Source organism: Rathayibacter sp. AY1D1, from assembly GCF_002932635.1.
Lineage (GTDB): Bacteria > Actinomycetota > Actinomycetes > Actinomycetales > Microbacteriaceae > Rathayibacter.
In genome coordinates, this window is the sequence record NZ_PSVY01000021.1 from 17,890 (window position 1) to 44,024 (window position 26,135).

Below are 26,135 nucleotides of genomic sequence, written 5' to 3' on the forward strand. Positions count from 1 at the left end.
CCGCGGGGCGTTAGCTCAGCCGGTCAGAGCAGCGGACTCATAATCCGTCGGTCACGGGTTCAAGTCCCGTACGCCCTACTCCGCTCCACCCGCGGTGGTTCCTCCTCTCCAGCGCCGGGTCGGGCCTCCACCTGATGTCGTTCTCGTCGGAGCGGACGGTCCGGCCCCGTCAGGCCGACGGGCCGTGCCTCAGGACGGCGCCGACGCGGTCCTCGCCGGCACGCCGACCGCGGACGAGTCGGATGCGACGTCGCGGACAACGACGGCGCCGGCTCCGACCCGCACACGGTCGCCGACGGTCACGTCCCCGACGATCGTCGCGCGGGCGCCGATGTAGACGTCGTCGCCGATGACGGGCGTCCGACCCTTCGACTCGCCGATGGTGACGCCGTGGTAGATGAACGCGTTCCTCCCGATGACCGTGCGCGGGTGCAGGATCACGCCGCGGCCCCAGTGGGGGAGCCGCAGGCCGGGCCCGACCTGAGCGGCCGGCGGCAGCTCGGCTCCGACGATCATGCGGGTCCAGACGAGATCGACCAGGCGGTAGACGAGGTGGAGGGGGAGCCGGGTCCTCCGAGAGCTCGAGTACTGCCCGAGTCGGAGGACGAGGACGGTGAGCCGGTCGGAGGCGTGGCCCTTGGCGGCCAGGTCCGCGCGGACGACGGCGCGGAGGTCAGCGAGATCCATGCTCCCAGTCTGAGTGGGCGCCTCGCGGGTGAGGCCGGGCCGTCGGAGATCGTCCGGGGCGTGGCGAGCATCCGCGAGCGGACGACACGGTGGCGCGATGCGCTAGCACGTCCCGACGCGCCGCGCCCGTACTGGCCGCTCCCCGCTCGACGTGATTGCCTGATCCTGTGCCTGATCTTCCGATGTTCCCGCTCGGCTCCGTGCTCCTGCCGCACATGCCGCTCCCGCTCCGGCTGTTCGAGCCGCGGTACCTGCGGATGCTCGGCGACGTCCTCGAGGACGAGACCCTCGCGTTCGGCGTCGTGCTCATCGAGCGCGGCCAGGAGGTGGGCGGCGGCGACCAGCGGTTCGCGGTCGGCGCCCGCGCGCGCATCCTGAACATCGACGGGGCGGAGTCGTTCGTCACGCTCGACTCCGTGGGCGAGGAGCGCTTCGAGGTCGTCCGCTGGTACGAGGACGACCCGTACCCGCGCGCCGAGGTCCGCCTGCTGCCCGATCTGGAGTGGGACGAGAAGCACGCCCCCGCGCTGGCTGCGGCGGAGTCGGCGGTCCGCACGGCACTGGCGGTCGCGAGCGAGTTCGTCGAGCAGCGCTACGGCGCGGTCGTCGAGCTCGCCGAGGATCCGGCCGCGCACGCTTGGCAGCTCGCCGGCGTCGCACCGGTCACCGAGCTCGACCGCCTCGCGTTCCTCCGCAGCTCCACCATGGAGGAGCTGCTGGAGTCGGTCCGGGAGCGCTCCGCCGAGGCGACCGAGTCGTTCCGCGCCGGCTGGGCCTGAGCCCCGTCCCGGCGTCCCACGACGAGCCCGTCAGTCCTCGAGGCTGACGCCGCGCTCCTCCGCCAGCTTGACCAGGTCGTCGACGACCACGAGCGCCATCCGCACCGAGCGGTCGCGGCGGTACTCCTCGTCGTCCGGGTCGATCCGCGAGGTGCGGTCGAGGGTCTCCTCGATCGACTGCGCGAGCTCGCGCCACGCGTCCTGACGGGCGTCGTCGACGAGCGTCGCGAGGTACTCCTCGTCCTGCGCCCGCCTGTGGAGGGAGTCGGCGACCAGGAGCGAGAGCCGCTCGCGGTGGTCGAGGTTGTCGACGTCGGCCGAGCGGTAGTCGTGCACGTGGTCGGAGCGGCCGCCCACCGAGGTCACGTCGGCGGCGATGCCGCGCAGGCGCTCGGCGGCTGCCTCGGACTCGCGCGCCAGCTTCTCGAGCTCCTCCGCGGCGACGACGGAGTAGCGGCCCGAGTCGAAGGGGACGTCAGCACCGAGGCCGTCCATCAGCACACGGTTCTTCACGGCCATCCGGCTCGCGTACTGCGCGAGCATCAGGCCCTCCTCGGCGGCCTCCTCGACGGAGGCGGGCTCGCGCGACGGGTTCTCATCGGGGTCGTACGGCTCCATCTTGAACCTGCGTCGACGCCGGAACCACACGTGCGTCACCTACATCCCGGAGCAGGCGCCCCGCCCGCCGGAGCACCTCTTCGAGAGTACCCGGCGGGCGGGCGCCGTGGTCGGCGGCTCAGGCCTCGCGCCAGTCGTCCTGCCGGAGGTGGGAGCCGGCCTGCGGCCCCATCTGCAGCATCCCGCCGTCCACGACGTACGAGGATCCGGTGATGTAGGAGGCGGCGGGAGAGGCCAGGAAGGCGACCACCGCCGCGATCTCGCGGGCGTCGCCGGGGCGGCCGAGGGGGATGCCGGGGCGGTCGATCGTGACGGGGTCCACATCCTCGGCGTCGTTCATCGGCGTCGCGATCTCCCCGGGGGCGACGGCGTTGACGGTGATGCCGAGGGAGCCGAGCTCGAGTGCGGCCACCTTCAGCAGGCCGCCCAGCCCGTGCTTGGCAGCGGTGTAGGCGACGGAGCCGACCCGCGGCTGGTGCTCGTGGACACTGGTGACCGCGATGATCCTGCCGCCCGTGCCCTGGGCCGCCATGCGCCGCGCGGCGCGCTGGAGGCAGACGAACGCTCCGTCGAGGTTCAGGGCGACGGTCGAGCGCCAGCTGTCGAGGCTCTGCTCGAGGAAGGGCTCGCCTCCGCCTCCGCCCGCATTGCTGACGGCGACGTCGAGCCCGCCCAGTCGATCCGCGAGGTCGTCGATCACGTCGCCCGCGCCCTCCAGATCCGTCGTGTCGAGGCGCGCGATCTCGGCGCGCCGGCCGAGGGAGCGCACCTCCTCCGCCGTGCCCTGCGCGCCCTCCTCGTCGCTGTGCCAGGTGATGCCGACGTCCATGCCCGCCTCGGCCAGTGCCACCGCGGTCGCCCGGCCGATGCCGGAGTCAGAGGCGGTCACCAGTGCACGGGTGGGCCGGAAGTCTCGAGGTCCCTGGGTCATGTCGTCTCCTGTCTCGATCGGGCCGCCGATCCGGCGGACACGGGTCGATCCCATCAGGGGATCCGACGCGCTCGGGAGCCGGTTGACAGGTCCGGGCTCGCGCGAGACGCGTGGCGGTGTCCCCGCTGAGCGCCCCGATCGCGTTGACTGGGCGGATGGATCACCGGCGCATCTCGGTCGTCGTCCCCGTGAAGGACGACGCCCGCCACCTCGAGCAGCTGCTCGAGCTCCTCCGCGAGCAGACGCTCGCTCCGTTCGAGATCGTCGTCGTCGACGACGGGAGCACCGACGACAGCGCCGCCGTCGCGCGAGCGGCGGGCGCGCGGGTGGTGCGGCACGACGGAGCCGGGATCCCGGCGAGCACGGCGCACGGCTTCGACGAGGCGCACGGCGACGTCCTCGCACGGCTCGACGCCGACTCCCGCCCGGGACCCGACTGGCTGGCGCGCCTGGCCGGCCACTTCGCCGATCCCGAGGTCGGAGCGGTGACCGGTCCCGGACGCTTCGACGAGCTCGGCCCGATCGCCCGGGTGATCGCGCGGGTCGCCTACATGGACGCCTACTTCGTGCTGATGGGGTCGGCGCTGGCCAACTGGCCGCTCTTCGGCTCCAACTGCGCCGTCCGCCGGTCGGCGTGGGAGGAGATCGCGGAGGAGATGCACCGGCACGACGCCTACGTGCACGACGACGTCGAGATCAGCGTGCACCTGGGACTCCGGCACCGGATCGTGCTCGACCGCCACCTCGAGGTCGGCATCTCGGCCCGCCCCTTCGGCGCCTTCGCCGACATGCTCCGCCGGTTCGACCGCGCTCTGCACACGCTGGCGCGGCACCCCGGGATGGGGTCGTCCCTGCAGCGCTGGACGCACCGGGTGCGCCGCACCCACCGCGACCGCCTGCGAGCGACGGCCGCGGCGCGCCGCTCCGGCTGACGACGAGAACCGACGGCGCCGCCTGACGGCTAGGGCTGGGCCGCGTCCGGCCGGGCCGCGTCGGGCTCGGCCTCCGCCGCCCGATCCTCTCCGGGCGCGGGGCGCCCCTCCTTCGGCATCGCCCAGACCGCGGCGAGCATGCCCACGGCGAGGACCGTGAGCGCGATGCAGACGAAGCGGGTGCCCTCGGCGAGGTCCGCCGGTGCGGGGACGCCGCCGCCCGCCTTCGCGTTCACGATCGCGCCGAACACGGCCACGGCGACGGCGCTGCCGATGTTGCGGGCGAAGAAGTTGGTCGAGGAGACCACTCCGCGCTCGTTCCAGTCGACGCTCGACTGCGCCCGGATCAGCGTCGGAGTCGCCACGAGCCCCATGCCGGCGCCGATCAGCACGCAGAAGCCGGCGATCTCCCACAGCGTCGAGGAGGCGCCGAGCAGGATGGTCAGCGCCGTGCCGATCACGACGAGCCCCGCTCCGAGGAAGCCCGTGTTGCGGAAGCCGATGCGCAGGTAGAGCCGGCCCGACAGGCTCGCCGCGACCGGCCAGCCGAGCGTCATCGCCGCGACGGCGAAGCCCGCGCCGAGGGCGGAGCTGCCGAGCACGCCCTGCGCGAAGGTCGGGAAGTACGAGGTGACGCCGAGCGTGATCGCGCCGACGGTCACCGAGACCAGGCTGGTCGAGATCAGCACGCGCCGCGTGAGGACCCAGAGGGGGAGCACCGGGGCGGCAGCTCGCCGCTCGATCGCGACGAAGCCGGCGAACGCGAGGGCCGAGACGACGAACACGCCGACTCCGGCGGGGGAGAGCCACGGCCAGGCGCTGCCGCCCTCGAGCAGCCCGAGGATGAGCAGCGCGGTGCCCACGGCGAGCACGGAGGCACCCGCCACGTCGATCCGCTGCTTCTCGCCCCGCGTGGTCTCGCGGAAGCTGCGGATCAGGAGGAACGCCGCCAGGAGGCACAGGGGGATGTTGACGAGGAAGATGCCGCGCCAGGCGCCCAGGTCCGAGAGCACGCCGCCGAGGGTCGGCCCGACGACCGAGGAGATGCCCCAGACGCTCGCGAGGTAGCCCTGGGTCTTCGCACGCTCGGCGACCGTGTAGATGTCGCCGGCGATGGTGATGCCCATCGGCTGGATCGCTCCGGCCCCCAGGCCCTGCAGGGCTCGGAACGCGATCAGCGCGGGCATGCTCCAGGCGAGGCCGCACAGGAGCGAGCCGACCAGGAACAGGGCGATGCCGATCAGCATGATGGGCTTGCGCCCGATCACGTCGGCGAGCTTGCCGTAGAGGGGGACCGAGACGGCCTGGGCCAGCAGGTAGATCGAGAACAGCCAGGGGAACTGCTCGAAGCCCCCCAGGTCGGCGACGATGGACGGCACGGCCGTCGAGAGGATCGTGGCGTCGAGGGCGACCAGAGCGGTCGAGATCATCAGGGACAGCAGGATCGGGCCGCGCTCCGAGCGCAGTCCGACACTCGCGCGGGTGGGGGCGTCGGTCACTCTGCCCAGGCTATTCCACAGCCGGGGGATGGAAGCGGGGAGGAGAGGATCCGCTCCGGGGCTCGGTAGACTGGTGGCATGGAACTCGTTCTCTGGCTCGTCGTGTCCGCCATCGCCGGTGTCGGCCTCGTCTCCGGAGTCGCGGCTCTCATCGCCATGACGCGGGCGCCCTGGTCGGCCGACAAGTAGCCGCCCGGCCGGCCTCGCGCCGGCACTACTCGTAGATCCGCACCACGCTCCACTGCGGCTCCGTCGACGCGACCACGTCGAGCACGAACGCGCCGCCGGTCGCGAGGTCCGTCGCCTGGAAGCGCCAGCCGCCGATGCTCACCGGTGTGCGCCCGAACGTCGGCGGGAACCCCTCGAGGGGCGCCCACCACTCGCTCGTGCAGGTCCACACCGTCGGCCGGTCGGTCACCCGGTAGCTCCCGCCCCGCCACTCGAGCGCGATCGGCACTCCCTCGCCGTCGGTCGAGACCAGCGCCGTCTCGTCGATCACCGCCATCGTCGTGCTCCCGTTCACTCGCCGGACCCGGTTGGCCGTTCGAACATGTGTTCGATAGTCTGCGAGTGTACGCCGCGGCGCTCGTGCTCGCCACGGCCGCGGATCGACCGGTGGGAGGCGCGATGATCGAGTGGAGTCCGCTCCAGATGCTGCGCAGCAGCGGGCAGGACGAGTGGGTGATGGTCGACGCCCTGCGCACCGGCCGGATCGGCCTGGTGCGCCGCATCGAGACCGGCCCGTACCGCGAGACCTGGTTCCGCGCGGTGACCTGGGCGGCGGAGCCGGAGAGGCGGACGCTCGTGGGCTACTCCCGCTCGATGGACACCATCGCGGCCGCCCTGTGGGCCCATCAGCCGCCGACAGCGCAGGAGAAGCCCTTCCCCGGCTACCCGCCCTCGCGGCCGTCGCCGTGACTCCTTCAGCGAGAGGGGGCCCGGCCGTCCCCGCGACGGCGGCCTCCGTGTCCGCCACGGGGGAGAATGGCCCGATGCTCCTCGCACTCGTCGGCGGCCCCACAGGGGCGTGGCGGGCGGTCGACTCCGTCGGCGTCGCCGAGGCCGGGAGCGGCCGGGGCCCGGCCGAGCTGGCGGCGTTCGTCCGGGAGCGGGAGCCGGAGCGCCCGCGCTGGGTCTGGGACGACACCGCGCGCTGGTACCCCGCACTGCTGTCGGCCGGCGTGGTCGTAGCCCGGTGCCACGACCTCCGGCTGGCCCGCGCGATCCTCCGCCGCTCGGTCTCCGCCGCCGCATCGGCTCTCGCGCGCTCGCCCCTCGACCCGTGGGACGCGGGAGCCGCGGCTCCCGCCGCGCAGGACACGCTGATCGGATTCGAGGAGGCGGCGGGCGGCTCCGACGAGCTCGACCCCGTCCTCGAGCTGGCCCGGCAGGAGGAGGCGCTCTCCGGCGCCGCCGAGGCCGGCCGGCTCCGCCTGCTGCTCGCCGCCGAGTCCGTCGGCGCCCTGATCGCTCGCGAGATCGCCCACGCGGGGCTGCCGTGGCGCGCCGATGTGCACGACCGGGTGCTCACCGGGATGCTCGGCCCCCGCCCGCTCTTCGGCGGCCGCCCGGCCCTGCTGGAGGCGCTGGCCGTCCGTCTGCGCGACGAGCTCGGCGCGCCCGAGCTCAACCCCGACTCGCCGGCCGAGCTCCTCAAGGCGCTGCGGCGCGCGGGGCTGCCGGTCGAGTCGACGCGCTCCTGGGAGCTGCAGTCCCTCGAGCATCCCGCGGTGCCGCCCCTCCTGGAGTACAAGAAGCTCTCCCGGCTGCTCACCGCCAACGGCTGGGCATGGCTCGACGCGTGGGTGCGCGACGGACGGTTCCGGCCGGAGTACGTGGTGGGCGGCGTCCTCACCGGCCGCTGGGCGACCTCGGGCGGAGGGGCGCTGCAGCTGCCGCGGCAGATCCGCGCCGCGGTCACCGCGGATCCGGGCTGGAGCCTCGTGGTCGCGGATGCCGCGCAGCTCGAGCCGCGCATCCTCGCCGCGCTCTCGGGCGACTCGGCCATGGCCGCCGCCGGGCGGGGCCGCGACCTCTACCAGGGCATCGTCGACGCCGGCGTGGTCCCCGACCGGCCGAGGGCGAAGGTCGCGATGCTGGGGGCGATGTACGGGGCGACGAGCGGGGAGGCCGGACGGCTGCTCCCGAGGCTCGCCCGTGCCTACCCGCGCTCGGTCGCGCACGTCGAGGCGGCGGCTCGGGCGGGGGAGCGTGGCGAGAGCGTCTCGACGTGGCTCGGGCGCAGCTCGCCTCCCGGCCCCGAGGGGCTCTCGGCCGATGCGGCGCGAGCGCGCGAGTGGGGACGCTTCACCCGCAACTTCGTGGTGCAGGGGACCGCGGCCGAGTGGGCGCTCTGCTGGATGGGCGAGCTGCGGGCGCGACTGCGCGCCGAGGGCGGCGCGGTCGGCCGGGCGCACCTCGTCTACTTCCTGCACGACGAGGTGATCGTGCACGCTCCCGCCGACGTCGGCGAGCGGGTCGCCGCGATCGTCCGCGAGGCGGCGGTGCGCGCCGGACGCTCGCTCTTCGGAGTGGGCGAGGTCGACTTCCCGGTCACCGTCGCCGTCGTCGACTCCTACGACCAGGCGAAGTGAGACGCGGGATCAGTACCAGTGCGGCGAGCGGTTGTTCCAGCTCGACCACGCGTTGCAGGGCGAGCCGTAGGCGCTCTTGATGTACGAGAGGCCCCAGTCGACCTGCGTCGCCGCGTTCGTCTGGTAGTCGGCTCCCGAGTTGGCCATCTTGCTCGCCGGGAGGGCCTGCGGGATGCCGTAGGCGCCGGAGGAGCGGTTCAGCGCGTTCCAGCGCCATCCCGACTCGCCGTTCCACAGCGGGATGAGGCACCGGTCGACCTGGTCGGCGCCCCAGCCGAAGCGGCCGACAGCGGTGCGGGCGTAGGCCTGGGCCTGCGCGGGGGAGAGGCCGTCCGTGCGTCCGGCGTAGGTGCCGAGGGCGGCGATGGTCTTGGCGGAGCTGTTGCGCGCGCCGGTCGGGTCGTCGTCGCCGAGTTCGACCGGTCCGCCTCCGCCGCCTCCGCTGTTGGAGGGCGCTGCCGGAGCGGCGGCCGCGGCGGGAGCCGACGCGGCGCGCTGGCGGGCGGCCTCGGCCTCGGCGGCGAGGCGGGAGAGGCGCTGCTGCTCCTCGAACGCCGACTTCGCGTCCTGGCCGTCGGCGTACTCCCGCTCGATCTCGGCGGTGGTGTTCTTGAGCGAGGCGAGCTGCGTGTAGAGCTCCTGGCTGTACTTCTCCTGGTCGGCGACCTTGGCGTCGGCCTCGGCCTGAGCGGAGCGGGCGACCGAGAGCGCGTCGGCCGCGGCGGTGGCGAGGGAGACGCGCTCGCCCCGGGCCTGCTCGGCCTGAGCGGCGAGGGAGACGGCCTGGTTCTCGGTCGACTGCGCCGCGGTCTGGAGCCGGCTGGTCTGCTGGGTGAGCTGCGTCATGGTGCCGAGGCGGTAGAGCAGCTCGCTCGACTCGTCGCCGCCGATGAGGAGGTTGAGCGTCGCATCGGTCCCGCCGTTGCGGTAGAGCTGCGCGGCGAGACGGCCGGCCTGCTCCTTCGCTGCGTCGGCGTCCGAGCGGGCGGCGGAGGCGCGCTCCTCCAGGACGCTCACGCGCTGGGTCGCCTCGTCGAGAGCGCTCTGCGCGGCGTCCGCCTCCGCGGCCCGGCTGATGGCGGCGTCGGTGAGGGCGGCGGCCTGGTCGCGCAGGTCGGCGAGGAAGGCGGTGATGCGGTCGACCTCGGCGGCGGTGGCGCTCTCGCTCGACTTCGCGGCCTCGACATCGGACCACGAGGGGTAGTCGGACGGGTCGTAGGCGGCGGACGCGGAGAGCGGGGCGGCGAGGGCGGCGCACAGGACGAGGACCGTGCCCGCTCCGGCGGCGACGAGGCGCCGGCGCGCCCGGGAGGGGACGCGGAGACCGAGGGGGGTGCGGGACATGCGAACCACCCTAGGCGACGGCACCCGCGCCTGTCTCGTCCTAGCTCGAGGCTCGACGGCCCCGACGGGGACGCTCGAGAGCGTATCCGCGGACGCCCCGTCCCGGCCCGTCGCCCGTGAGCTCGTCGCGGGCCGCCTCGAGGAGGCGCCTCAGGGCCTCCTCCCGCACGCCGGCGGCGATCGCGGCGAGGCGGCGCTGCGGGTGCGCGTCCTCCTCCTCCGCCTGCTCGTCGGCGGTGGCGGGCAGCGAGCTCTCGTACGCGTCGAGGACGGCGGCGAGGTCGGCGCCGGACAGGCTCGAGGCCAGCAGCACCCGGTCGAGGACGTCGTCCCAGTCCTCCTCCGGGGACGCTCCGTCACCCGTCAGCCAGGCGGCCGCCTCCGCGCGGCCCTCGCCGGTGAGCGCGTGCAGGGGGAGGCCGTCGTCGGTGGACCCGGCCGAGACGACGAGGCCCCGCTCGCGCAGGCGCTCGAGCGTCGAGTAGATCTGGCCGACGTTGACCCGGGGCCGGTGCGCGGCACGGTCGAGGAGCTCGGCGTGCAGCTGGAGGCCGTAGGCGGGGCCGAGCGTGAGCAGGGCGAGCAGGCCGTCGCGGACGGACACGGTGCTCCTCCCGGCGGGCGTCTGGCGGTGTGCGGCGTCCGGCGGCGCGGACGACCCGAGTATAGGCAGGAGCCGCCCACGGCCGGTCGAGCAGGCGCGGCGAGCCGCCTTGACGGAGGTCCGCCGCTCCTGCATGATCGGGCGTGGTGGCACGTCTACCGTCATAATCGAAGAAGGCGCACCGCAGAGTGTTCCGTGGTCCGGGTCGTTGGGGAAGACGCACCGGGACGAACGGAGGACACCATGGTGGCGCAGCAGACTCGGGGTGTGCTCTTCGTGCACTCCGCCCCACGCGCGCTCTGCCCCCACCTCGAGTGGGGGACAGGTCGCGCCCTTGGTCGTGCCGTGAACTTCGCCTGGATCGAGCAGCCCGTGCTCCGCAGCACCCTGCGCGCCGAGTTCGCCTGGGAGGGCCCGGTCGGAACCGGTGCCGTCATCGCGTCCGCTCTCCGCGGCTGGGCCGACGTCCGCTACGAGGTCACCGAGGAGCCCTCGCCCGGCGTCGACGGAGGCCGCTGGATGCACACTCCCGAGCTCGGCATCTTCTACGCCCAGACCGACAGCGCGGGCAACACCGTCGTGCCCGAGGACCGCATCCGCTCCGCCATGGAGCTCGCCGGCGCCGACCCCATCGAGCTGCACCGCGAGCTGCGCCTCGCCCTCGGCCAGGCCTGGGAGGACGAGCTCGAGCCCTTCCGCTACGGCGGCGACTTCGCCCCCGTCGTCTGGATGCACGGGGTCGGCTGAGTTCATTCGACGCCGCTCCTCGCGCGGCGTCGCGCAGTCGGCTCGGTCGGGTGGTCGGGTTCCGTGGAGCGGCTTGCGTCCGGCGACGCCGATCCGCTGGCACGCGGATCGGCGGATACGCCTCGCGGGGGCCGCTCGCTCCCGCCTCCCTGAACCAGGCGGCCAGCGGACCCCCGTTCCGGCAGAGGCCCGCCTCGAAGTCGCGTCGTCACCTCGCGGTTGCCGCTCGCTGGCACGTCGACCAGACGGTCGGCGGAGCACCGCGTTCCGGCGGAGGGCGTCGGAAAGCTCGTGGAGCCGCCCGCACCTCTGTTGCGCACGACACCGAAGGCTCGAGTCGCGGCGAAGCCCGCGCTCCCACCCGGACAGCTTCGTTGATTGGAGCGTGCAACCCGAGTCTCGGCGAAGCCCGCGCTCCCACCTGGTCGGCTTCGTTGATTGGAGCATCCGACCCGAGTCCCGGCGAAGCCCGCGCTCCCCTCGAGCACAGCTGCTTGAACCGAAGCCTTCTACCCGAGCCGCGGCGAAGCCCGCGCTCCCACCCGGACAGCTTCCGCAATCGGAGTACCCGACCCGAGTCGCGGCGAAGCCCGCGCTCCCCACCAGCACGGCGTGCTCACCAGCCCGCACCAGACGGCGGCGCAGATCCCTCGCGGCACGAGGCGTATCCGGGGATCCGCGTTCCAGCGGATCACCGTCGCCGCACCGCACCGGCCCTCGGGAACCCCGCCCCCCACCCCAGCGGACGCGCCTGCGCCGCGCAAGGAGCGGCGCAGCCCGCTTTCCGCACGGTGGAGCGGGGCTACGCCCCGCTACACCGTCCGGAAAGCGGCAACAGCATTGTGCCCCCCGAACCCGAACGAGTTCGAGATGGCGACCAGCGGTCCGTCGCCGAGGGCGCGGGGGCTGGTGACGACGTCGAGGGGGATCTGGGGGTCCTGCTCGAAGAGGTTGATGGTGGGGGGTGCGGTGCGCTCGTGGAGGGCGAGCACGGTGAAGATGGCCTCGAGCGCGCCGGTGCCGCCGAGGAGGTGGCCGGTGGACGCCTTGGTCGCGGAGACGGCGATGTTCGGGAGGTGGTCGCCGAAGACGCGCAGCAGGGCGCGGTACTCGGCGATGTCGCCGACCGGGGTGCTCGTCGCGTGGGCGTTGACGTGGGTGACGTCGGTGAGCGCGGCTCCGGCCTGCTCGAGGGCGCCGATCATGGCGCGGGCGGCGGCGGAGCCCTCGGGGTCCGGCGCCGTGATGTGGTACGAGTCGCTGGTGACGGCGCCGCCGGCGAGCTCCGCGTAGATGCGGGCTCCGCGGGCGAGGGCGTGCTCCTCGGTCTCGAGGATGAGCGTCGCGGCGCCTTCTCCGAGGACGAAGCCGTCGCGGGAGACGTCGTAGGGGCGCGAGGCGGTCGCCGGGTCGTCGTTGCGGCGCGAGAGGGCCTGCATCGACGCGAAGGCGGCGATCGGGAGCGGGTGGACGACCGACTCCGTGCCGCCGGCGACGACCACGTCGGCGAGGCCGAGCTGCATGTGCTCGTAGGCGTTCGCGAGGGCCTCGGTGCTGGAGGCGCAGGCCGACACGTCGGTGCGGGCGTAGGCGCGGGAGGGGATGGCCATGCTGATGGCGGCGGCGGCCGCGTTGGGCATGAGCATCGGGATGGTCATCGGGAGGACCCGGCGGGGTCCGCGCTCGCGGAGGGTGTCCCACGCGTCGACGAGGGTCCAGAGGCCGCCGATGCCGGTCGAGTAGTCGACGCCCACGCGGAGCGGGTCGACGTCGGTGATGCCGGAGTCGGCCCAGGCCTCGCGGGCCGAGATGAGCGCGAACTGGCTGGAGGGGTCGAGGCGCTTCGCCTCCGGGCGGGAGAGCACCTCCTCTGGGCGGACCTTGGCCTGGGCGGCGAAGGTGACCGGGATGTCGTACTGGGCGACCCAGTCCTGCTCGAGGGAGCGGACGCCTGATTCGCCGGCGAGGAGTGCGTTCCAGGACTCCCGGGCGGTCCCGCCGAGGGGAGTGCTGGCACCGATTCCGGTGACGACGATCTTCTTGGTCATGACGAGCTTCTCTGTTCCGTGTGGGTGGGTGCCGGGCTCACCCCGGCCGACGATCGCCGGCCGGGGTGTCCGCCACGAGGACGGGGTGCGCGGGCGACGACTACTCGGACGCCTTGACGATGAAGCGGACCGCGTCGCCGACCGTCTTGAGGTTCTTGACCTCGTCGTCGGGGATCTTCACGTCGAACTTCTCCTCGGCGTTGACGACGATGGTCATCATCGAGATGGAGTCGATGTCGAGGTCGTCGGTGAACGACTTGTCCATCTCGACGGAGTCGGTGGCGATGCCCGTCTCGTCGTTGACAAGCTCGGCCAGGCCGGCGAGGACTTCTTCGTTGGACAGTGCCATGGTTCTCTCCTTGGGGGTTCTTCGGGTGTTCGTCAGTGACCGTAGGTCAGTTTAGGGGTGGGGTCGCGCCGGTCACGGGAGCACCACGACCTGCGCGCCGAACACCAGTCCGGCGCCGAAGCCGATCTGCAGCGCGAGTCCGCCGTGCAGCTCCGGGTGCTCCTCGAGCAGGCGGTGGGTGGCGAGCGGGATCGACGCGGCGGAGGTGTTGCCGGTGGTCTCGATGTCGCGGCCGATAGCGACGGTCTCGGGGAGCTTCAGCTGCTTCGCGAGCTCGTCGATGATGCGCATGTTCGCCTGGTGGGGGATGAACGCGGCGAGGTCCTCGGGCTGGACACCCGCCTCCGCGAGCGCCTGCTTGGCGACCTTGGCCATCTCCCAGACCGCCCAGCGGAAGACCGACGGGCCGTCCTGGCGGAGGGTGGGCCATTCGGCGGTGCCGTCGCGGTAGGCCGCGAGCGGGTTGTCCATGCCGACGGTGTCCCACTTGGAGCCGTCGGATCCCCACACGGTCTTCGAGATGCCGGCGGTGTCGCTGGGGCCGACGACCGCGGCGCCCGCGCCGTCGCCGAGGAGGAAGGAGATGCTGCGGTCGGTCGACTTGACCAGCTCGGACAGCTTCTCGGCTCCGACGACGAGCACGTACTCGGCCAGGCCGGAGCGGATGAAGGAGTCGGCCTGGGCGATGCCGTAGGTGTAGCCGGCGCAGGCGGCCGAGATGTCGTACGCCGGGGCGGGGTTCGCGCCGATGCGGTCCGCGAGGAGCGCGGCCAGCGACGGGGTCTGCACGGTGTTGCTGATCGTGGAGACGAGCACGACGCCGATCTGGTCCGGGCGGATGCCCGCCTTCTCGATCGCCTCGAGGGAGGCGGTGGTCGCGAGGTCGACCGCGTGGATGTCGGCGGAGGCGCGGCGGCGCTCGATGATGCCGGTGCGCTGGCGGATCCACTCGTCGGAGGAGTTGATCGGCTCGATCAGGTCGTCGTTCGGGACGACGAGGTCGCCGCGTGCCGCGCCGATGCCGAGGATCCGGGTGTACGCGCTGCCGCTGGACTGGGTGAGGGAAGGGGTCGTCATGGGGTCTCTCCTGCTAGGCGGCGTGCTCGTCGAGGAAGGCGCGGGCGGCGTCCACGTCGTCGGGGGTCGTGATGGCGATGCTCGGCACGCCCTTGAGGCCGCGCTTGGCGAGGCCGACCAGCGCGCCGGCGGGTGCCAGCTCGATGATCCCGGTGACGCCCGCGTCGGCGAAGGCCGCCATGCAGAGGTCCCAGCGGACGGGGGAGGCGACCTGGCCGACGAGCAGCTCGAGGAACGCGGCGCCGGAGTCGACGACCGACCCGTCGCGGTTCGTCCAGAGCCGGAGCGTCGGGTCGGAGGGGGTCAGCCCGGCTGCGACGCCGGCGAGGGAGTCGCGGGCGGGCGCCATGTAGCGGGTGTGGAAGGCGCCGGCCACCTGCAGGGGGATCACGCGGGTCCCGCGGAGCGGCTCCGCCTTGAGCGCCTCGAGCGCGTCGACCGCGCCGGCGACGACGATCTGCCCGCCGCCGTTGTAGTTGGCCGGCTCGAGGCCGAGCTCGTCGAGACGGGCGATCAGGGCCTGCTCGTCGCCGCCGAGGACCGCGCTCATCGCGGTCGGCTCGGCGGCGGCCGCAGCGGCCATGGCACGGGCGCGCTCGCGGACGAACACCAGCGCGTCGGCCTCGGTGAGGACTCCGGCTCCGGCGGCCGCGGTGATCTCGCCGACGGAGTGGCCGGCGATGCCCGCGATGCGATCGCGCCGTCCACCCTCGAGGAGGGCGGCGAGGCTCACGAGTCCCGCGGAGACGATCAGGGGCTGAGCGACCGCGGTGTCGCGGATGGTGTCCGCGTCCGAGACGGTGCCGTGCGCGGCGAGGTCGATGCCGACCGCCTCCGAGTGCGCGGCGACCTGCTCGGCCACGGAGGGGATCTCGAGCCAGGGGGCGAGGAATCCGGGGGTCTGGGAGCCCTGACCCGGGGCGACGACGACGATCACGGTATCCAGTCTTCCGATCTGCGCTCGCACGTGCGGCGCGTGGAGCCACTGACAAAGCACAAAGAGCTTGTCGCGGGTCTACAAGTGTTCAGGGGCGGGAGGGGTTCGGCGAGCGGAGGGCCTCAGCGTCGGGACGGCTTCCGGCGGACGGCGCCGTCCGGGTCGCTCATGGAGCCGAGGATGAGGGCGGACTGGAGGATGAGCGCCTCGCGGGCGCCCGTCGCGTCCCAGCCGATCACCTCGGCGACCCGCTTGAGGCGGTAGCGCACCGTGTTCGGGTGCACGAACAGCTCGCGGGCGGTCGCCTCGAGGGAGCGGCCGTTGTCGAGGTAGGCCCACAGCGTGGTCAGAAGCTCGGTCGAGTGCTTCTGCAGGGGCCGGTAGATCTGCGTGATGAGGCTCTGCCGGGCGAGCGGGTCGCCGGCGAGGGCGCGCTCGGGAAGGAGGTCGTCGGCGTTGACCGGTCGCGGCGCGTTCCGCCAGGAGCGGGCGACCGCGAACCCGGCGAGGGCCGCGCGGGCGCTGCGGGACGCCTCGACCAGGGTCGGCACCTCGTGGCCGAGGACGAGGTGGCCCGTCCCGAAGCCGGGCTCGAGCGCCTCCGCGATCTCGAGGAACGCGACCGGCGGACCGGTCTCCTCCGTGGCGTTCTCGCTCGGCTCGGCGCGGCCGATGACCAGGACGAGCCGGCTGCCCTGCACGCCGATCAGCACGTCGGCGTCCATGTGCCGGGCCGTGCGGCGCAGCTGGTCGACGTCGAGCATCTTGGGGGCGGTGCCCACCAGGACGGCGACCTCGCCGTGGCCGTGCCAGCCGAGGGCGGCGATCCGGCTGGGCAGCTCGTCGTCGGCCTCGCCCGTGAGGATCGAGTCGACGACCAGCGCCTCCAGGCGCGCGTCCCAGAGGCCTCGGGCCTCGGCGGCGCGCGCGTAGACGTCGGCCGCGGCGAAGGCGATCTCGCGCGAGTAGAGGAGGATCGCCTCGCGGAGGTCCTCCCCGCCGTTCTTGATCCGGTCCTCGACGACCTCGACCGTCACCTTGATCAGCTGCAGCGTCTGCGTCAGCGAGACGGAGCGCAGCAGCTCGCGGGGAGCGGCTCCGAACACGTCCGCCGCGATCCACGGCGTGGCCGACGGGTCGTCGAACCACGAGATGAACGAGGTGATGCCGGCCTGGGCGACGAGGCCGACCGCCGAGCGCCGACCGGGGGGCATGCTGCCGTACCAGGGCAGCGTGTCCTCGAGTCGCTTGATCGTCTGCGTCGAGAGCTCACCGGCGAGGGTGCGCAGCCAGGCGAGGGTCTGCTCCTTCGTGCGGGGAGCGCCCGGCCGGGTGGCCGGACGCTCCGCCGCAGGAGCAGGACCCCGCGCACTCGACGGTGCGGGTTCCTGCGAGAGCACGGACTCGTCCGTCAGCTCTCGCCGCCCGCGTTGCCGGTGGTGCCGGCGTTGACGTCGAGCAGGCGGTACTTCTCGATCGCCTGGACGGCGAGCGAGGGGTCGACCTCGCCGCGCTTGGCGAGCAGCTGCAGCGTCCGCACGACGACCGAGGGGCCGTCGATCTGGAAGTAGCGCCGCGCCGCCGCACGGGTGTCCGAGAAGCCGAAGTCGTCCGCGCCGAGCGTCGCGAAGTCGCCCGGGATGAACTGGCGCAGCTGGTCGGGGACCTGGTGCGAGAAGTCCGAGACGGCGACGAAGGGGCCCTTCGCGTCGGCCAGCTTCTGCGTCACGTACGGCACCTGCTCGGCGTCCTCGGGGTGGAGGAAGTTGTGCTGCTCGGCCTTGATGCCGTCGCGGCGCAGCTCGTTCCACGAGGTGACCGACCAGACGTCCGCCGAGACGCCCCAGTCCTCGGCGAGGAGCTTCTGCGCCTCGATCGCCCACGGCACCGCGACGCCTGAGGCGAGGAGCTGGGCCTTCGGCCCGTCCCACTGGCCCCAGGAGATGCGGTGGATGCCGCGGACGATGCCCTCGACGTCGACGTCCTCCGGCTCCTTCGGCTGCACGATCGGCTCGTTGTAGACCGTGATGTAGTACATGACGTTCGGGTCGGTGTGCTTCCCGCCGTACATGCGCTCGAGTCCGGACTGCACGATGTGCGCGATCTCGTACCCGTAGGCCGGGTCGTAGCTCACGACGGCGGGGTTGGTCGCCGCGAGGATCGGGGAGTGCCCGTCCGCGTGCTGGAGGCCCTCGCCGGTCAGCGTGGTGCGTCCCGCGGTGGCGCCGATCATGAAGCCGCGCGACATCATGTCGCCGGCCGCCCAGATCGCGTCGCCCGTGCGCTGGAACCCGAACATCGAGTAGAAGACGTAGACCGGGATGAGCGGCTCGCCCTGCGTCGAGTACGAGGTGCCGATCGCGGTGAACGCCGCGAGGGCGCCCGCCTCGTTGATGCCGACGTGGAGGATCTGGCCCTGCGGGCTCTCCTTGTAGGCCAGGAGGAGCTCGCGGTCGACCGACGTGTAGTGCTGGCCGCGCGGGTTGTAGATCTTCGCGTTCGGGAAGAACGCGTCCATGCCGAAGGTGCGCGCCTCGTCCGGGATGATCGGGACGACGCGGTTGCCGAAGTCCTTCGAGCGGAGGATGTCCTTCAGGATGCGGACGAACGCCATGGTGGTGGCGATCTCCTGCGTCCCGGAGCCCTTCTTGCCGACCGCGTACGCCGAGTCCTCGGGGAGGTTCAGCTGCGTGTACTTCGAGCGGCGCTCGGGGAGGTAGCCGCCGAGCGCGCGGCGGCGCTCCTGCAGGTACTCGATCGCCTCGTCGTTCTGACCGGGGTGGTAGTACGGCGGGAGGTAGGGGTTCTCCTCGAGCTGCGCGTCCGTGATCGGGATGCGCATGGTGTCGCGGAACGACTTGAGGTTGTCCAGCGTCATCTTCTTCATCTGGTGGGTCGCGTTGCGGCCCTCGAAGCTGCGGCCGAGACCGTAGCCCTTGATGGTGTGGGCGAGGATGACGGTGGGCTGGCCCTTGTGCTCCGTCGCGGCCTTCATGGCCGCGTAGATCTTGCGGTAGTCGTGGCCGCCGCGGCGCAGGCCCCAGATCTGCTCGTCGGAGTAGCCCTCGACGAGCTTCTTGGCGCGCGGGTCGCGGCCGAAGAAGTTCTCGCGGACGTAGGCGCCGTCCTCCGTCTTGTAGGTCTGGAAGTCGCCGTCGGGCGTCTTGTTCATCAGGTCGAGCAGCGCGCCCTCGGTGTCGCGGGCGAGCAGGTCGTCCCACTCGCGGCCCCAGATGAGCTTGATGACGTTCCAGCCAGCGCCGCGGAAGTACGACTCGAGCTCCTGCACGATCTTGCCGTTGCCGCGGACGGGTCCGTCGAGGCGCTGGAGGTTGCAGTTGACGATGAAGTTCAGGTTGTCGAGGCCGTCGTTCGCGGCGACCTGGAGCTGACCGCGCGACTCGACCTCGTCCATCTCGCCGTCGCCGAGGAACGCCCAGACCTGCTGGTCGGAGGCGTCCTTGATGCCGCGGTTGGTGAGGTACTTGTTCGCCTGCGCCTGGTAGATCGCGTTGATCGGGCCGAGGCCCATCGACACGGTCGGGAACTGCCAGAACTCCGGCATGAGCCGCGGGTGCGGGTAGCTGGAGAGCCCGCCGCCCCGGTGCGACTTCTCCTGGCGGAAGCCGTCGAGCTGGTGCTCGCTCAGGCGTCCCTCGAGGAAGGCCCGCGCGTACGGGCCGGGGGAGGCGTGGCCCTGGATGAAGACCTGGTCGCCGCCGCCCGGGTGGTCCTGGCCGCGGAAGAAGTGGTTGAAGCCGACCTCGTACAGCGAGGCGCTCGACGCGTACGTCGAGATGTGGCCGCCGACCCCGATGCCGGGACGCTGCGCGCGGTGCACGAGGATGGCCGCGTTCCAGCGGATCCACGCGCGGTAGCGGCGCTCGACGTCCTCGTCGCCCGGGAAGTCGGGCTCGTTCTCGGGCGCGATGGTGTTGATGTAGTCCGTGGTGGGCACCATCGGCACGCCGAGGTGGAGCTCCTTGGAGCGCTTGAGGAGGCTGAGCATGACGTCGCGCCCGCGACCCCGGCCCCGCTCCTCGACGAGCGCATCGAGCGACTCGTTCCACTCCGACGTTTCCTCGGGGTCCGAGTCCACGTGACCGACGGAATACGGGTCCTGATCGTTAACAGTCACCCTCGACCTCTCTCTGGGGGCAGATCGTGCCCGAGACATCACTCTCATGAAGCGGTGCGGATCCGCGGATCCGGGGCTCGGATGACGAGCCGCGCGCGGGCACCTCCGTCAGCCTAGCGATTCCCGTGCCCCGAACCTGGAATCGCACTGTGGTGATCCACGAGGAATGGGCGCCGACGACTGTAGGAGAGCGCCAGACGGGACGCGTCGACCGGCCCGTGATCGGGGGAGACGGGCCGTTCCTTGGAGTCTGCGCGGAGCGGGTCTAGCATTGCCCCTCGTGCTCGCGCGACTCTCGTGCGCACGGAAGGACATCGGACCGATGGCTCTCGAGAAGCTGACCCTGGCTCCCGACTTCGAACTCGCGAACCAGTACGGCGAGCGCATCCAGCTGGGCGACTTCCACGGGCGGCGCAACGTCGCCCTGGTGTTCTTCCCCCTCGCCTTCTCCGGCACCTGCACGGGCGAGTTCTGCGCGCTGCGCGAGAACCTCTCCCTCTTCGAGCACGCCGACGTGGAGCTGATCGGCATCTCGGTCGACTCCAAGCACACGCTGCGCGCCTGGGGCGAGAAGCAGGGCTACGACTTCACGCTCCTCTCCGACTTCTGGCCGCACGGCGATGTCGCCAAGCAGTACGGCGTGTTCACCGAGGCGAAGGGCTACGCGACCCGCGCGACCTTCCTGATCGACAAGGCCGGCGTCATCCGGGACACGTTCATGACCGCCCCGGGCGAGGCGCGCTCGATCGACGCCTACCGCGCCGCGATCGACGCGCTCGCCCCCGCGCACGTCTGACCCTCCGGAGGCGGACCGCCCCGGTCGTCAGCTGAGGATGTTGACGGCCCGCGAGATCACGAGGGCCAGCAGGACGAATCCGGTGAACGCCTCGGCGATCATCAGGAGCTTCATCCGGCTCGACAGCGGCATCGTGTCGGTCGGACTGAACGCCATGGTGTTCGTCGTCGACACCGAGAGGTAGTCGACGAAGCCGGGCCGCCAGTCGGCGCGCTCGGAGGAGGTCGCGGCGACCTCGGGCGCGGTGTCGCGGTAGGTGTCCTGCGGGAAGGCGAAGTCGGCCGCCGGCAGCTCGGTGCGGGGAAGCGTTCCGCGGGCGACCGGACCGCCGCGGTCGAGCTCCCAGAACAGCAGCGCGTACGCGACGACGTTGGTGACCCAGACCTGGAGCGCGGTGAGCAGCAGCGGAGGGCCGTCGGCCGTCCCGTCGACGAGGTCGATCACCACGGCGACCACGTTCACCTGGTTCGCCACGGCGAGCACGACCGCCAGGGCGATGGAGACCCCGCGCGACCAGCGCGTCTCGCTGTCGAGTCGGTGCGGGTTCACGACGAACAGCGGCACGAGCAGCGCGAGCGTGATGCCGGCGGCGACGAGGCGGACCACCGAGGTGTCGGCGCTGTGGCCGGCCACGTTCAGGGCGACGGCCACGAGGATCGCGGCGGAGGCGGGCCAGCGGCTCTCGGCGCGCCGCCTCGCCCGGGAGTCGCTGTCGGCGGTCATGTGCCGAGGCTAGTGCCCGCAGGGGGCCGCTCCGCCTGCCGTAGGATCGAGTCGATCGTCCGCGGGTGCTCCCGCGACGGGGGCCTTTAGCTCAGTTGGTAGAGCGCCACGTTTACACCGTGGATGTCATCGGTTCGAGCCCGGTAGGGCCCACCACATCCGACGATCGGACACTGCGCGTCAGCGGGACTGGCGGCGCTTGTAGGGCTTCGGCTGGCCCTTGACGATCGGGGCGCGCCCGGTCCCCTTGGAGGCCTTGGCCTTGCCTCCCGACTTCGGGGCCGCCTCCGGCTCGTCGCCGAGCGCGGCGAGCTCCTCGCGGGCCGAGGCGAGGCGCTGCCGCCCGGCCGCGGTGAGGGTCGTGGCGGCGGCACCGGGCTCGAAGAGCGGCTTGCCGAGGTCGAGCTCGACGGCGGCGACGGAGGAGTCGAGCTTCTGCCGCGAGATGCCGAGGCGCTCGGCGGCGCGCACGAAGTGCAGCTCCTCGGCGACCGCCACGAAGTGGCGCAGCTGGCTGATCTTCATCCCGAACCCTTCACGGCCGCTCCCTGCGGCACGACCACGGTACGCGGTCCGGGAGGGGGCGCCGACCGCCGGGAGCGCCACCAGGAGCAGCGGCGACCCGTCGATCCGCGCCAGAGGCCCCGGCGGACATTGCCGGACGGAGGCGGGAGGCCTACGGTCGCGCCCGTGGGCGGTCCCGAAGCCGGCCACGGAGAGAGGCCGACGTGGGCGCGCTCATCTACAGCTCGATCGCGTCGCTCGACGGCTACGTGAACGACGCGGACGGCGGATTCGCCTGGGCGGAGCCGCGACCCGCCGTGCACCGCTTCATCACGGAGCGCGAGGGGCGGGTGCGCACGTACCTGTACGGGCGGCGCATGTACGAGGTCATGCGCGCGTGGGAGCAGACCTGGGCACTGGCGGAGGAGTTCGCGTTCATCCGCGACTTCCAGGAGATGTGGCGGGCGGCCGACAAGGTCGTGTACTCGACGACGCTGGAGTCGGCCGAGACCCGCCGCACCCGCGTCGAGGGCGGGTTCGACCCGGTCGTCGTCGCCGCGCAGGTCAGCGCCGCCGACCACGACGTCTCGATCGGCGGGCCGACCCTCGCCCGGCACGCGCTGCTCGCCGGGATCGTCGACGAGGTGCAGGTCTACACGGTGCCGGTGGCGGTGGGCGGCGGGACCCACTTCCTCCCGTGCGGGTTCCATGCGCGCCTCGACCTGCGCGAGGAGCACCGCTTCGCCGACGGCACGGTCTTCACGCGCTACAGCGTGCGGCGCTGAGACCGGCTACTCGGCGCCGACCAGCGCGGCGATCCGCGAGGCGAGCCGGGCGCCCTGAGCACGTCCGGCGCGGGCGGAGGCGGCGCGGACGGCCGGGTCGAGCGAGTTCGGGCCGAAGGCGCGCACCGACTCCTCGTCGGCGTAGAGCACCTCGACCCGCGAGTCCGCGAGGGCGTCGAGCTCGCCGGTCGGGATCAGGCCCGCGCCGGGCGTGCCGACTCCCGGCAGCGGAGTGACGATCAGGACCCAGTCGGCTCCCGCGGCGAGGTCGGCGTTGCTGCCGGAGCGCACGCCGCCGTCCATGTAGCGCACGCCGTCGATGCTGACGGGTGGCCAGACCCCGGGGACGGCGCAGCTGGCGGAGATCGCGTCGACGAGGCCGACGCCGCTCTCGCGGTCGAACACGCGCAGCTCGCCGGTGGCCGTGTCGACCGCGGTGATGAGCAGACGCTGCTCGGGCCAATCGGCGTCGCCCACGCGGGCCGAGATGACGGCCCGGCGCGTGTCCTCGGGGAGCGTCTCGGCCTCGAGCGCGAGGGTGCCGATGCGGCGCCGCGCGTCCTGGGGCGAGGTCGCGCCCTCGACGGCCGCGGCGAAGAGGGCCTGGAGGCGCTCACCGTCGACGTCCGCTCCGATCTCGGCGGACTCCTCCTGGAGCTGGGCCTCGTACGACTCGTCGAGGCCGGTGCCGGTGCTCAGCTGCGCGGCGACCGCGGAGCCCGCGGAGGTGCCGATGAAGGTCGTCGACGGATCGAGCAGGAGGCGGGCCGCCTCGGGGGAGGCGTCTGCGAGGCCGCGGAGGACGCCGAGCTCCCAGGCGATTCCGGCGAGGCCGCCGCCGGCGAGGACGAGTGCACCAGGCATGGGGGAGGTCCTTTCGATCAGGATCAGGAGGGGGCGGGCGCTGCGGAGCGCCGCAGCACCAACGCTGTCACATCGTCGTGCGCGTCGTCTGCGAGAGCATGCAGACGCTCGAAGAGAGCGGGGTCGTCGTTGCTCCGCACCAGCTCGGCGAGACGGTCGAGCGCGTCGAGGCGCCCGCCGAAGACGTCGAGCAGGCCGTCGCTGCAGGAGAAGAGCGCGTCGCCGGGGGCGAGCACGCGCTGCTCCTCCTCCCAGGAGACGTCGGCGGCGATGCCGAGCGGGACGCCGGTGGAGGCGAGCCGCTCCGTGGTGCCGTCGGCGCGCAGCAGGAGGGTGAGGCCGTGGCCGCTGTCCACGAACGCGACGGCGCCGCTCGCGAGGTCGACCCGGGCGATCAGCGCGGTCGCGAACATCCCGGTCGCGGTCAGGTCGGGCAGGAGCTGGCGGTTGACGGCCTCGACGGCTGCCGCGGGAGGGAGCTCCGGCCGCGCCTGGAACGCGGAGCGGATCGCGGAGGCGACGATCGCCGCCGACACCCCCTTGCCCATCACGTCGACCAGCTCGAGGGAGAGGTCGTCCCCGCTGCGACGCCACGCCGTGTAGTCGCCGGCGACGTCGTGCAGCGGCGTGGTCAGCGAGTCGAGGCTCCACTCGCCGAGGTCGAGGCGCGGGGGCCAGAGCCGCTCCTGCGTCTCGCTCGCGCGTCCGGAGAAGGCGATCTCGCGCAGCTCCCGCTCCGCCCACCGGCCGAGGTCCTCGAGGATCTCGCGCTCCTCCTCCGAGAAGCCGCGCACCTCGCTGTCGATGATGCAGATCGTGCCGACGCGGAGGCCGTCCCCCACGACGAGCGGGCGGCCCGCGTAGAAGCGCACGTGAGGGGATCCGGTGACGACTCCGCGGTCGGCGAACCGCGGATCGGCGGTGGCGTCCTCGACGACGAGGATGTCGCCCTGCTGGACCGTGACGTCGCACATCGAGTCGGCGCGCAGCATCCTGCTCGCCCGCGCCGAGCGCTGGGGCGACTTCGTGAACTGCGTCGACTCCTCGAGGATGTTGATCTCGGCGAGGGGGACGCGCAGGAGCCGGCGGGCGATGCGGGTGATCCTGTCGAAGCGCTCCTGGGGGGTGCTCAGGCCGATCCCGAGCTCGGCGATCGCGGCGAGGCGGGCGCGCTCGGTCGGCTCGCTCACGTGCGGGTCCGGGCGAGTGCCCAGAGGTTCTGCCCGTCGACACGGCGGTAGGAGAACTCGGTGACGAGGGCGTGGATGAACGGGATCCCGCGGCCTGCCTCGTCCCACTCGTCCGGCATGTCGCGGGGATCGGCGACCTCGGCGGGCGCCTCCTCGGCGGAGTCGTTGAGCGAGGCGCGCAGCTCGGTCGCGTCGACGCGGATCTCGACCAGGCAGATGATGTGCCGGTACGACCGGGCGTGCTGGACGATGTTCGAGGTCAGCTCGACCAGCGCGGTCTCGAACGACATCCGGTCGACCGGCGCGACGCCCGGCTCCTCGAGCCACAGCTCCTCGAGCGCCTCGTGGACGGCGGTGACGCCGTCCTCGGGCGGCGTGCGCACGACGAAGGAGCGCTCAGGCACGGTAGGCCTCCTCGACGGTCTCGGCGCTCCCGAGCAGGCGGTCGAGGTTGGACAGGCCGAGCACCATGGCGGGCTGCTCGCCGGCGGCGGCCACGCGCAGCTCGCCGCCCGCCTTCCGCGCCTCCTTGAGTCCGGCGACGAGGACGCCGAGCCCGGACGAGTCGAGGAACTCGACGGCCGCCAGGTCGACGACCACGCGGACCTCTCCCGCCTCGAGCGCGCGCTGGAGGACCGCTTCGAGCTCCCACGCCGTGGACAGGTCGAGCCGGCCGACGGGGCGGATCACCACGATGTCGGGCTCGATCCGCTCGGTGCTGATCCTCGAGCTGGGCTCCATGGTGTCCTCCTGACGGGACGGCACGCGGTTCCGCAGGGCTCGGAGACGTGGTGAGGACGCGGTCGGGCGCGCGACCGAGGGGCTCCGGATCCGATGCGGGGGTGAATCGGGGAGTTCGTCCGCCTCCGACCGTACAAGGGAACGGGGCGCCCCGTGGGAGGCGTGACCGCATCCGCGCTGCGACACGCGGTGCGCGACCCGGGGGAGGAGGCTCCGCTCAGCCCCTCGCGGCTGCGAGAGCGTCGGCGGCGAGCCGCACGGAGGCGTCCCGGCCGGTCAGCCAGAGCGGCACGGAGCGGGCGCGGAGCCCCGCCGACTCGAGCGCCGGGACCGCGTCCGCGTCCTCCTCGCCGACGAGCCAGGCGTCGAGGAGGCCGCCCCCGCTCCGGGCTCCGTAGTGCCGGCCGACGGCCTCGGCGGAGGTCTCGACGCCGATCGCGGCGAGGCAGGCGTCGGCCATGCCGCGCACCACCGCGCCTCCGATGACGGGGGAGACGCCCACGACGGGTGCGGAGGTCCGGCGGAGGGCGTCCGCGATCCCGGGCACTCCGAGGATCGTGCCGATCGAGACGACGGGATTGGAGGGGGCGACGAGCACCGCGTCGGTGTCGGCGATCGCCTCCAGCACGCCCGGGGCGGGGCGGGCGCTCTCCACCCCCTGCTGGACGAAGCGGCGCGCGGGCGCTGACGCCCGAAGCCGCACCCACCACTCCTCGAAGTGGAGGAGCCGCACGCCCTCGCCGGGAAGGTCGACCTCGACGTGGGTCTCGACGTCCTGGTCCGACATCGGCAGCAGGCGGACCCCCAGTGGCCAGCGGGCGGTGATCCGGGCGGTCGCCTCCGAGAGGGTGAGGCCGTCGCGCAGCATCGAGCTGCGGGCGATGTGGGTGCCGAGGTCGAGGTCGCCCAGGGTGAACCACGGCCAGCCGACGCCGAAGGCGGTGAGCTCGGCCGAGACCCGCTCGCTCTCGCCGGCCCGCCCCCAGCCGCGCTCCGTGTCGTTCACTCCGCCGAGCGCGTAGGTGATCGAGTCGAGGTCGGGGCAGACCTTGAGGCCGGTGAGCCACATGTCGTCGCCGGTGTTGACGACGACGGTGATCTCGCTCACCTCGCCGCCGGCGGCCTCGAGATCGCTGAGGTGCTCGCGGACCGCCGAGGTGAAGCGGGCGCCGCCGACGCCTCCGGCCAGGATCGTGATGCGCATCCGACCACGCTAGCGGCACCGACGGATTCCTCCCCCGGCGAGCC

Annotated in this window: 27 protein-coding genes and 2 tRNA genes; 9 read left to right on the top strand and 20 right to left on the bottom strand. The window is 72.8% G+C overall.

What is annotated here, in order from left to right; all coding sequences use genetic code 11:
• Window positions 1-4 precede the first annotated feature (4 nt).
• Window positions 5-78: transfer RNA gene (locus tag C5C56_RS12735), tRNA-Ile, on the top strand.
• Between the two features lie 111 nt (window positions 79-189).
• Here C5C56_RS12735 and C5C56_RS12740 read toward each other — a convergent pair.
• A complete protein-coding gene (locus C5C56_RS12740; RefSeq protein WP_104247517.1) occupies window positions 190-687 on the bottom strand; it encodes a DapH/DapD/GlmU-related protein in 498 nt (165 codons plus the stop codon).
• Window positions 688-854: 167 nt separating this feature from the next.
• Here C5C56_RS12740 and C5C56_RS12745 point away from each other — a divergent pair, with 167 nt between their 5' ends.
• Window positions 855-1,466: an LON peptidase substrate-binding domain-containing protein gene (locus C5C56_RS12745; RefSeq protein WP_244229436.1), complete on the top strand. Its 612-nt coding sequence runs from the start codon at window positions 855-857 to the stop codon at window positions 1,464-1,466.
• 30 nt (window positions 1,467-1,496) lie between these two features.
• On the opposite strand, the gene C5C56_RS12750 is transcribed toward C5C56_RS12745, so the two are convergent.
• Both C5C56_RS12750 and C5C56_RS12755 read right to left on the bottom strand, forming a co-directional pair.
• Entirely contained in the window at window positions 1,497-2,084 is a 588-nt protein-coding gene (locus C5C56_RS12750; RefSeq protein WP_104223455.1) for a hypothetical protein, read from the bottom strand.
• Window positions 2,085-2,202: 118 nt separating this feature from the next.
• Window positions 2,203-3,015, bottom strand: a complete 813-nt coding sequence (locus C5C56_RS12755) for an SDR family oxidoreductase (RefSeq protein WP_104226704.1) — start codon at window positions 3,013-3,015, stop codon at window positions 2,203-2,205.
• Between the two features lie 155 nt (window positions 3,016-3,170).
• Here C5C56_RS12755 and C5C56_RS12760 point away from each other — a divergent pair, with 155 nt between their 5' ends.
• Window positions 3,171-3,947, top strand: a complete 777-nt coding sequence (locus C5C56_RS12760) for a glycosyltransferase family 2 protein (RefSeq protein WP_104223456.1) — start codon at window positions 3,171-3,173, stop codon at window positions 3,945-3,947.
• A gap of 29 nt (window positions 3,948-3,976) precedes the next feature.
• On the opposite strand, the gene C5C56_RS12765 is transcribed toward C5C56_RS12760, so the two are convergent.
• Window positions 3,977-5,377, bottom strand: a complete 1,401-nt coding sequence (locus C5C56_RS12765; protein ID WP_104260996.1) for an MDR family MFS transporter — start codon at window positions 5,375-5,377, stop codon at window positions 3,977-3,979.
• Between the two features lie 283 nt (window positions 5,378-5,660).
• Window positions 5,661-5,945, bottom strand: coding sequence for a hypothetical protein (locus C5C56_RS12770; RefSeq protein WP_146076961.1), 285 nt, complete (start codon window positions 5,943-5,945; stop codon window positions 5,661-5,663).
• A 128-nt stretch (window positions 5,946-6,073) separates the two neighbouring features.
• Here C5C56_RS12770 and C5C56_RS12775 point away from each other — a divergent pair, with 128 nt between their 5' ends.
• On the top strand, window positions 6,074-6,364 hold the full coding sequence (locus C5C56_RS12775; RefSeq protein ID WP_146076962.1) for a hypothetical protein: 291 nt from the start codon (window positions 6,074-6,076) through the stop codon (window positions 6,362-6,364).
• A gap of 74 nt (window positions 6,365-6,438) precedes the next feature.
• Window positions 6,439-8,040 carry a bifunctional 3'-5' exonuclease/DNA polymerase gene (locus C5C56_RS12780; RefSeq protein ID WP_104319733.1) on the top strand — a complete coding sequence of 534 codons (1,602 nt, stop codon included), beginning with the start codon at window positions 6,439-6,441 and terminating at the stop codon, window positions 8,038-8,040.
• A 9-nt stretch (window positions 8,041-8,049) separates the two neighbouring features.
• Here C5C56_RS12780 and C5C56_RS12785 read toward each other — a convergent pair whose 3' ends face one another.
• A complete protein-coding gene (locus C5C56_RS12785; protein ID WP_104319734.1) occupies window positions 8,050-9,384 on the bottom strand; it encodes a hypothetical protein in 1,335 nt (444 codons plus the stop codon).
• 40 nt (window positions 9,385-9,424) lie between these two features.
• Window positions 9,425-9,988 (bottom strand): PadR family transcriptional regulator, encoded by a 564-nt coding sequence (locus C5C56_RS12790; protein ID WP_181127891.1) that lies wholly within the window; start codon window positions 9,986-9,988, stop codon window positions 9,425-9,427.
• A gap of 243 nt (window positions 9,989-10,231) precedes the next feature.
• Between C5C56_RS12790 and C5C56_RS12795 the strand changes: the two genes are divergently transcribed.
• On the top strand, window positions 10,232-10,735 hold the full coding sequence (locus tag C5C56_RS12795; RefSeq protein WP_104226674.1) for a DUF3145 domain-containing protein: 504 nt from the start codon (window positions 10,232-10,234) through the stop codon (window positions 10,733-10,735).
• Window positions 10,736-11,547: 812 nt separating this feature from the next.
• Here the strand turns inward: C5C56_RS12795 and C5C56_RS12800 are convergent.
• The 6 genes from C5C56_RS12800 to aceE form a co-directional block, all read right to left on the bottom strand.
• Complete coding sequence (locus tag C5C56_RS12800) at window positions 11,548-12,783, bottom strand: beta-ketoacyl synthase (protein ID WP_104226673.1); 1,236 nt, start codon at window positions 12,781-12,783, stop codon at window positions 11,548-11,550.
• Window positions 12,784-12,883: 100 nt separating this feature from the next.
• A complete protein-coding gene (locus tag C5C56_RS12805; protein WP_104223463.1) occupies window positions 12,884-13,132 on the bottom strand; it encodes an acyl carrier protein in 249 nt (82 codons plus the stop codon).
• A gap of 72 nt (window positions 13,133-13,204) precedes the next feature.
• Window positions 13,205-14,209 carry a beta-ketoacyl-ACP synthase III gene (locus C5C56_RS12810; protein ID WP_104223464.1) on the bottom strand — a complete coding sequence of 335 codons (1,005 nt, stop codon included), beginning with the start codon at window positions 14,207-14,209 and terminating at the stop codon, window positions 13,205-13,207.
• 13 nt (window positions 14,210-14,222) lie between these two features.
• Window positions 14,223-15,146, bottom strand: coding sequence for an ACP S-malonyltransferase (locus C5C56_RS12815; RefSeq protein ID WP_104250961.1), 924 nt, complete (start codon window positions 15,144-15,146; stop codon window positions 14,223-14,225).
• Between the two features lie 122 nt (window positions 15,147-15,268).
• Window positions 15,269-16,435: a CdaR family transcriptional regulator gene (locus C5C56_RS12820; RefSeq protein WP_181027189.1), complete on the bottom strand. Its 1,167-nt coding sequence runs from the start codon at window positions 16,433-16,435 to the stop codon at window positions 15,269-15,271.
• 122 nt (window positions 16,436-16,557) lie between these two features.
• A complete protein-coding gene (gene aceE / locus C5C56_RS12825) occupies window positions 16,558-19,284 on the bottom strand; it encodes a pyruvate dehydrogenase (acetyl-transferring), homodimeric type (protein WP_104247522.1) in 2,727 nt (908 codons plus the stop codon).
• Window positions 19,285-19,606: 322 nt separating this feature from the next.
• Here aceE and C5C56_RS12830 point away from each other — a divergent pair, with 322 nt between their 5' ends.
• Entirely contained in the window at window positions 19,607-20,080 is a 474-nt protein-coding gene (locus C5C56_RS12830; protein ID WP_104223507.1) for a peroxiredoxin, read from the top strand.
• A gap of 27 nt (window positions 20,081-20,107) precedes the next feature.
• Here C5C56_RS12830 and C5C56_RS12835 read toward each other — a convergent pair whose 3' ends face one another.
• Window positions 20,108-20,803 carry a hypothetical protein gene (locus tag C5C56_RS12835; protein ID WP_104226669.1) on the bottom strand — a complete coding sequence of 232 codons (696 nt, stop codon included), beginning with the start codon at window positions 20,801-20,803 and terminating at the stop codon, window positions 20,108-20,110.
• A gap of 80 nt (window positions 20,804-20,883) precedes the next feature.
• Here C5C56_RS12835 and C5C56_RS12840 point away from each other — a divergent pair.
• Window positions 20,884-20,959: transfer RNA gene (locus tag C5C56_RS12840), tRNA-Val, on the top strand.
• A gap of 24 nt (window positions 20,960-20,983) precedes the next feature.
• On the opposite strand, the gene C5C56_RS12845 is transcribed toward C5C56_RS12840, so the two are convergent.
• Window positions 20,984-21,328 (bottom strand): LysR family transcriptional regulator, encoded by a 345-nt coding sequence (locus tag C5C56_RS12845; RefSeq protein ID WP_104223469.1) that lies wholly within the window; start codon window positions 21,326-21,328, stop codon window positions 20,984-20,986.
• A 203-nt stretch (window positions 21,329-21,531) separates the two neighbouring features.
• On the opposite strand from C5C56_RS12845, the gene C5C56_RS12850 reads away from it, so the two are divergent.
• Window positions 21,532-22,092, top strand: coding sequence for a dihydrofolate reductase family protein (locus tag C5C56_RS12850; protein ID WP_104226668.1), 561 nt, complete (start codon window positions 21,532-21,534; stop codon window positions 22,090-22,092).
• Between the two features lie 6 nt (window positions 22,093-22,098).
• On the opposite strand, the gene C5C56_RS12855 is transcribed toward C5C56_RS12850, so the two are convergent.
• The 5 genes from C5C56_RS12855 to cofD form a co-directional block, all read right to left on the bottom strand.
• On the bottom strand, window positions 22,099-22,956 hold the full coding sequence (locus C5C56_RS12855) for a patatin-like phospholipase family protein (protein ID WP_104238200.1): 858 nt from the start codon (window positions 22,954-22,956) through the stop codon (window positions 22,099-22,101).
• Window positions 22,957-22,979: 23 nt separating this feature from the next.
• The gene (locus C5C56_RS12860; protein WP_181125651.1) at window positions 22,980-24,146 is read right to left on the bottom strand and encodes a PP2C family protein-serine/threonine phosphatase; all 1,167 of its coding nucleotides are present in this window, start codon (window positions 24,144-24,146) and stop codon (window positions 22,980-22,982) included.
• On the bottom strand, window positions 24,143-24,550 hold the full coding sequence (locus C5C56_RS12865; RefSeq protein WP_104223473.1) for an ATP-binding protein: 408 nt from the start codon (window positions 24,548-24,550) through the stop codon (window positions 24,143-24,145). Before C5C56_RS12865 ends, C5C56_RS12860 begins: the two co-directional genes overlap by 4 nt.
• Window positions 24,543-24,887 carry an STAS domain-containing protein gene (locus tag C5C56_RS12870; protein WP_104223474.1) on the bottom strand — a complete coding sequence of 115 codons (345 nt, stop codon included), beginning with the start codon at window positions 24,885-24,887 and terminating at the stop codon, window positions 24,543-24,545. Before C5C56_RS12870 ends, C5C56_RS12865 begins: the two co-directional genes overlap by 8 nt.
• Before the next feature lie 217 nt (window positions 24,888-25,104).
• Window positions 25,105-26,091: a 2-phospho-L-lactate transferase gene (gene cofD / locus C5C56_RS12875; RefSeq protein ID WP_104288497.1), complete on the bottom strand. Its 987-nt coding sequence runs from the start codon at window positions 26,089-26,091 to the stop codon at window positions 25,105-25,107.
• Window positions 26,092-26,135 lie beyond the last annotated feature (44 nt).

Excerpts from the sequence above, each read along its gene's own strand:
- C5C56_RS12740 (WP_104247517.1), bottom strand. The coding sequence starts at position 687 with ATGGATCTCGCTGACCTCCGCGCCGTCGTCCGCGCGGACCTGGCCGCC.
- C5C56_RS12750 (WP_104223455.1), bottom strand. The coding sequence starts at position 2,084 with ATGGAGCCGTACGACCCCGATGAGAACCCGTCGCGCGAGCCCGCCTCC.
- C5C56_RS12755 (WP_104226704.1), bottom strand. The coding sequence starts at position 3,015 with ATGACCCAGGGACCTCGAGACTTCCGGCCCACCCGTGCACTGGTGACC.
- C5C56_RS12760 (WP_104223456.1), top strand. The coding sequence starts at position 3,171 with ATGGATCACCGGCGCATCTCGGTCGTCGTCCCCGTGAAGGACGACGCC.
- C5C56_RS12765 (WP_104260996.1), bottom strand. The coding sequence starts at position 5,377 with ATGATCTCGACCGCTCTGGTCGCCCTCGACGCCACGATCCTCTCGACG.
- C5C56_RS12775 (WP_146076962.1), top strand. The coding sequence starts at position 6,074 with ATGATCGAGTGGAGTCCGCTCCAGATGCTGCGCAGCAGCGGGCAGGAC.
- C5C56_RS12780 (WP_104319733.1), top strand. The coding sequence starts at position 6,439 with ATGCTCCTCGCACTCGTCGGCGGCCCCACAGGGGCGTGGCGGGCGGTC.
- C5C56_RS12785 (WP_104319734.1), bottom strand. The coding sequence starts at position 9,384 with ATGTCCCGCACCCCCCTCGGTCTCCGCGTCCCCTCCCGGGCGCGCCGG.
- C5C56_RS12795 (WP_104226674.1), top strand. The coding sequence starts at position 10,232 with ATGGTGGCGCAGCAGACTCGGGGTGTGCTCTTCGTGCACTCCGCCCCA.
- C5C56_RS12800 (WP_104226673.1), bottom strand. The coding sequence starts at position 12,783 with ATGACCAAGAAGATCGTCGTCACCGGAATCGGTGCCAGCACTCCCCTC.
- C5C56_RS12805 (WP_104223463.1), bottom strand. The coding sequence starts at position 13,132 with ATGGCACTGTCCAACGAAGAAGTCCTCGCCGGCCTGGCCGAGCTTGTC.
- C5C56_RS12810 (WP_104223464.1), bottom strand. The coding sequence starts at position 14,209 with ATGACGACCCCTTCCCTCACCCAGTCCAGCGGCAGCGCGTACACCCGG.
- C5C56_RS12830 (WP_104223507.1), top strand. The coding sequence starts at position 19,607 with ATGGCTCTCGAGAAGCTGACCCTGGCTCCCGACTTCGAACTCGCGAAC.
- C5C56_RS12835 (WP_104226669.1), bottom strand. The coding sequence starts at position 20,803 with ATGACCGCCGACAGCGACTCCCGGGCGAGGCGGCGCGCCGAGAGCCGC.
- C5C56_RS12845 (WP_104223469.1), bottom strand. The coding sequence starts at position 21,328 with ATGAAGATCAGCCAGCTGCGCCACTTCGTGGCGGTCGCCGAGGAGCTG.
- C5C56_RS12855 (WP_104238200.1), bottom strand. The coding sequence starts at position 22,956 with ATGCCTGGTGCACTCGTCCTCGCCGGCGGCGGCCTCGCCGGAATCGCC.
- C5C56_RS12870 (WP_104223474.1), bottom strand. The coding sequence starts at position 24,887 with ATGGAGCCCAGCTCGAGGATCAGCACCGAGCGGATCGAGCCCGACATC.
- cofD (WP_104288497.1), bottom strand. The coding sequence starts at position 26,091 with ATGCGCATCACGATCCTGGCCGGAGGCGTCGGCGGCGCCCGCTTCACC.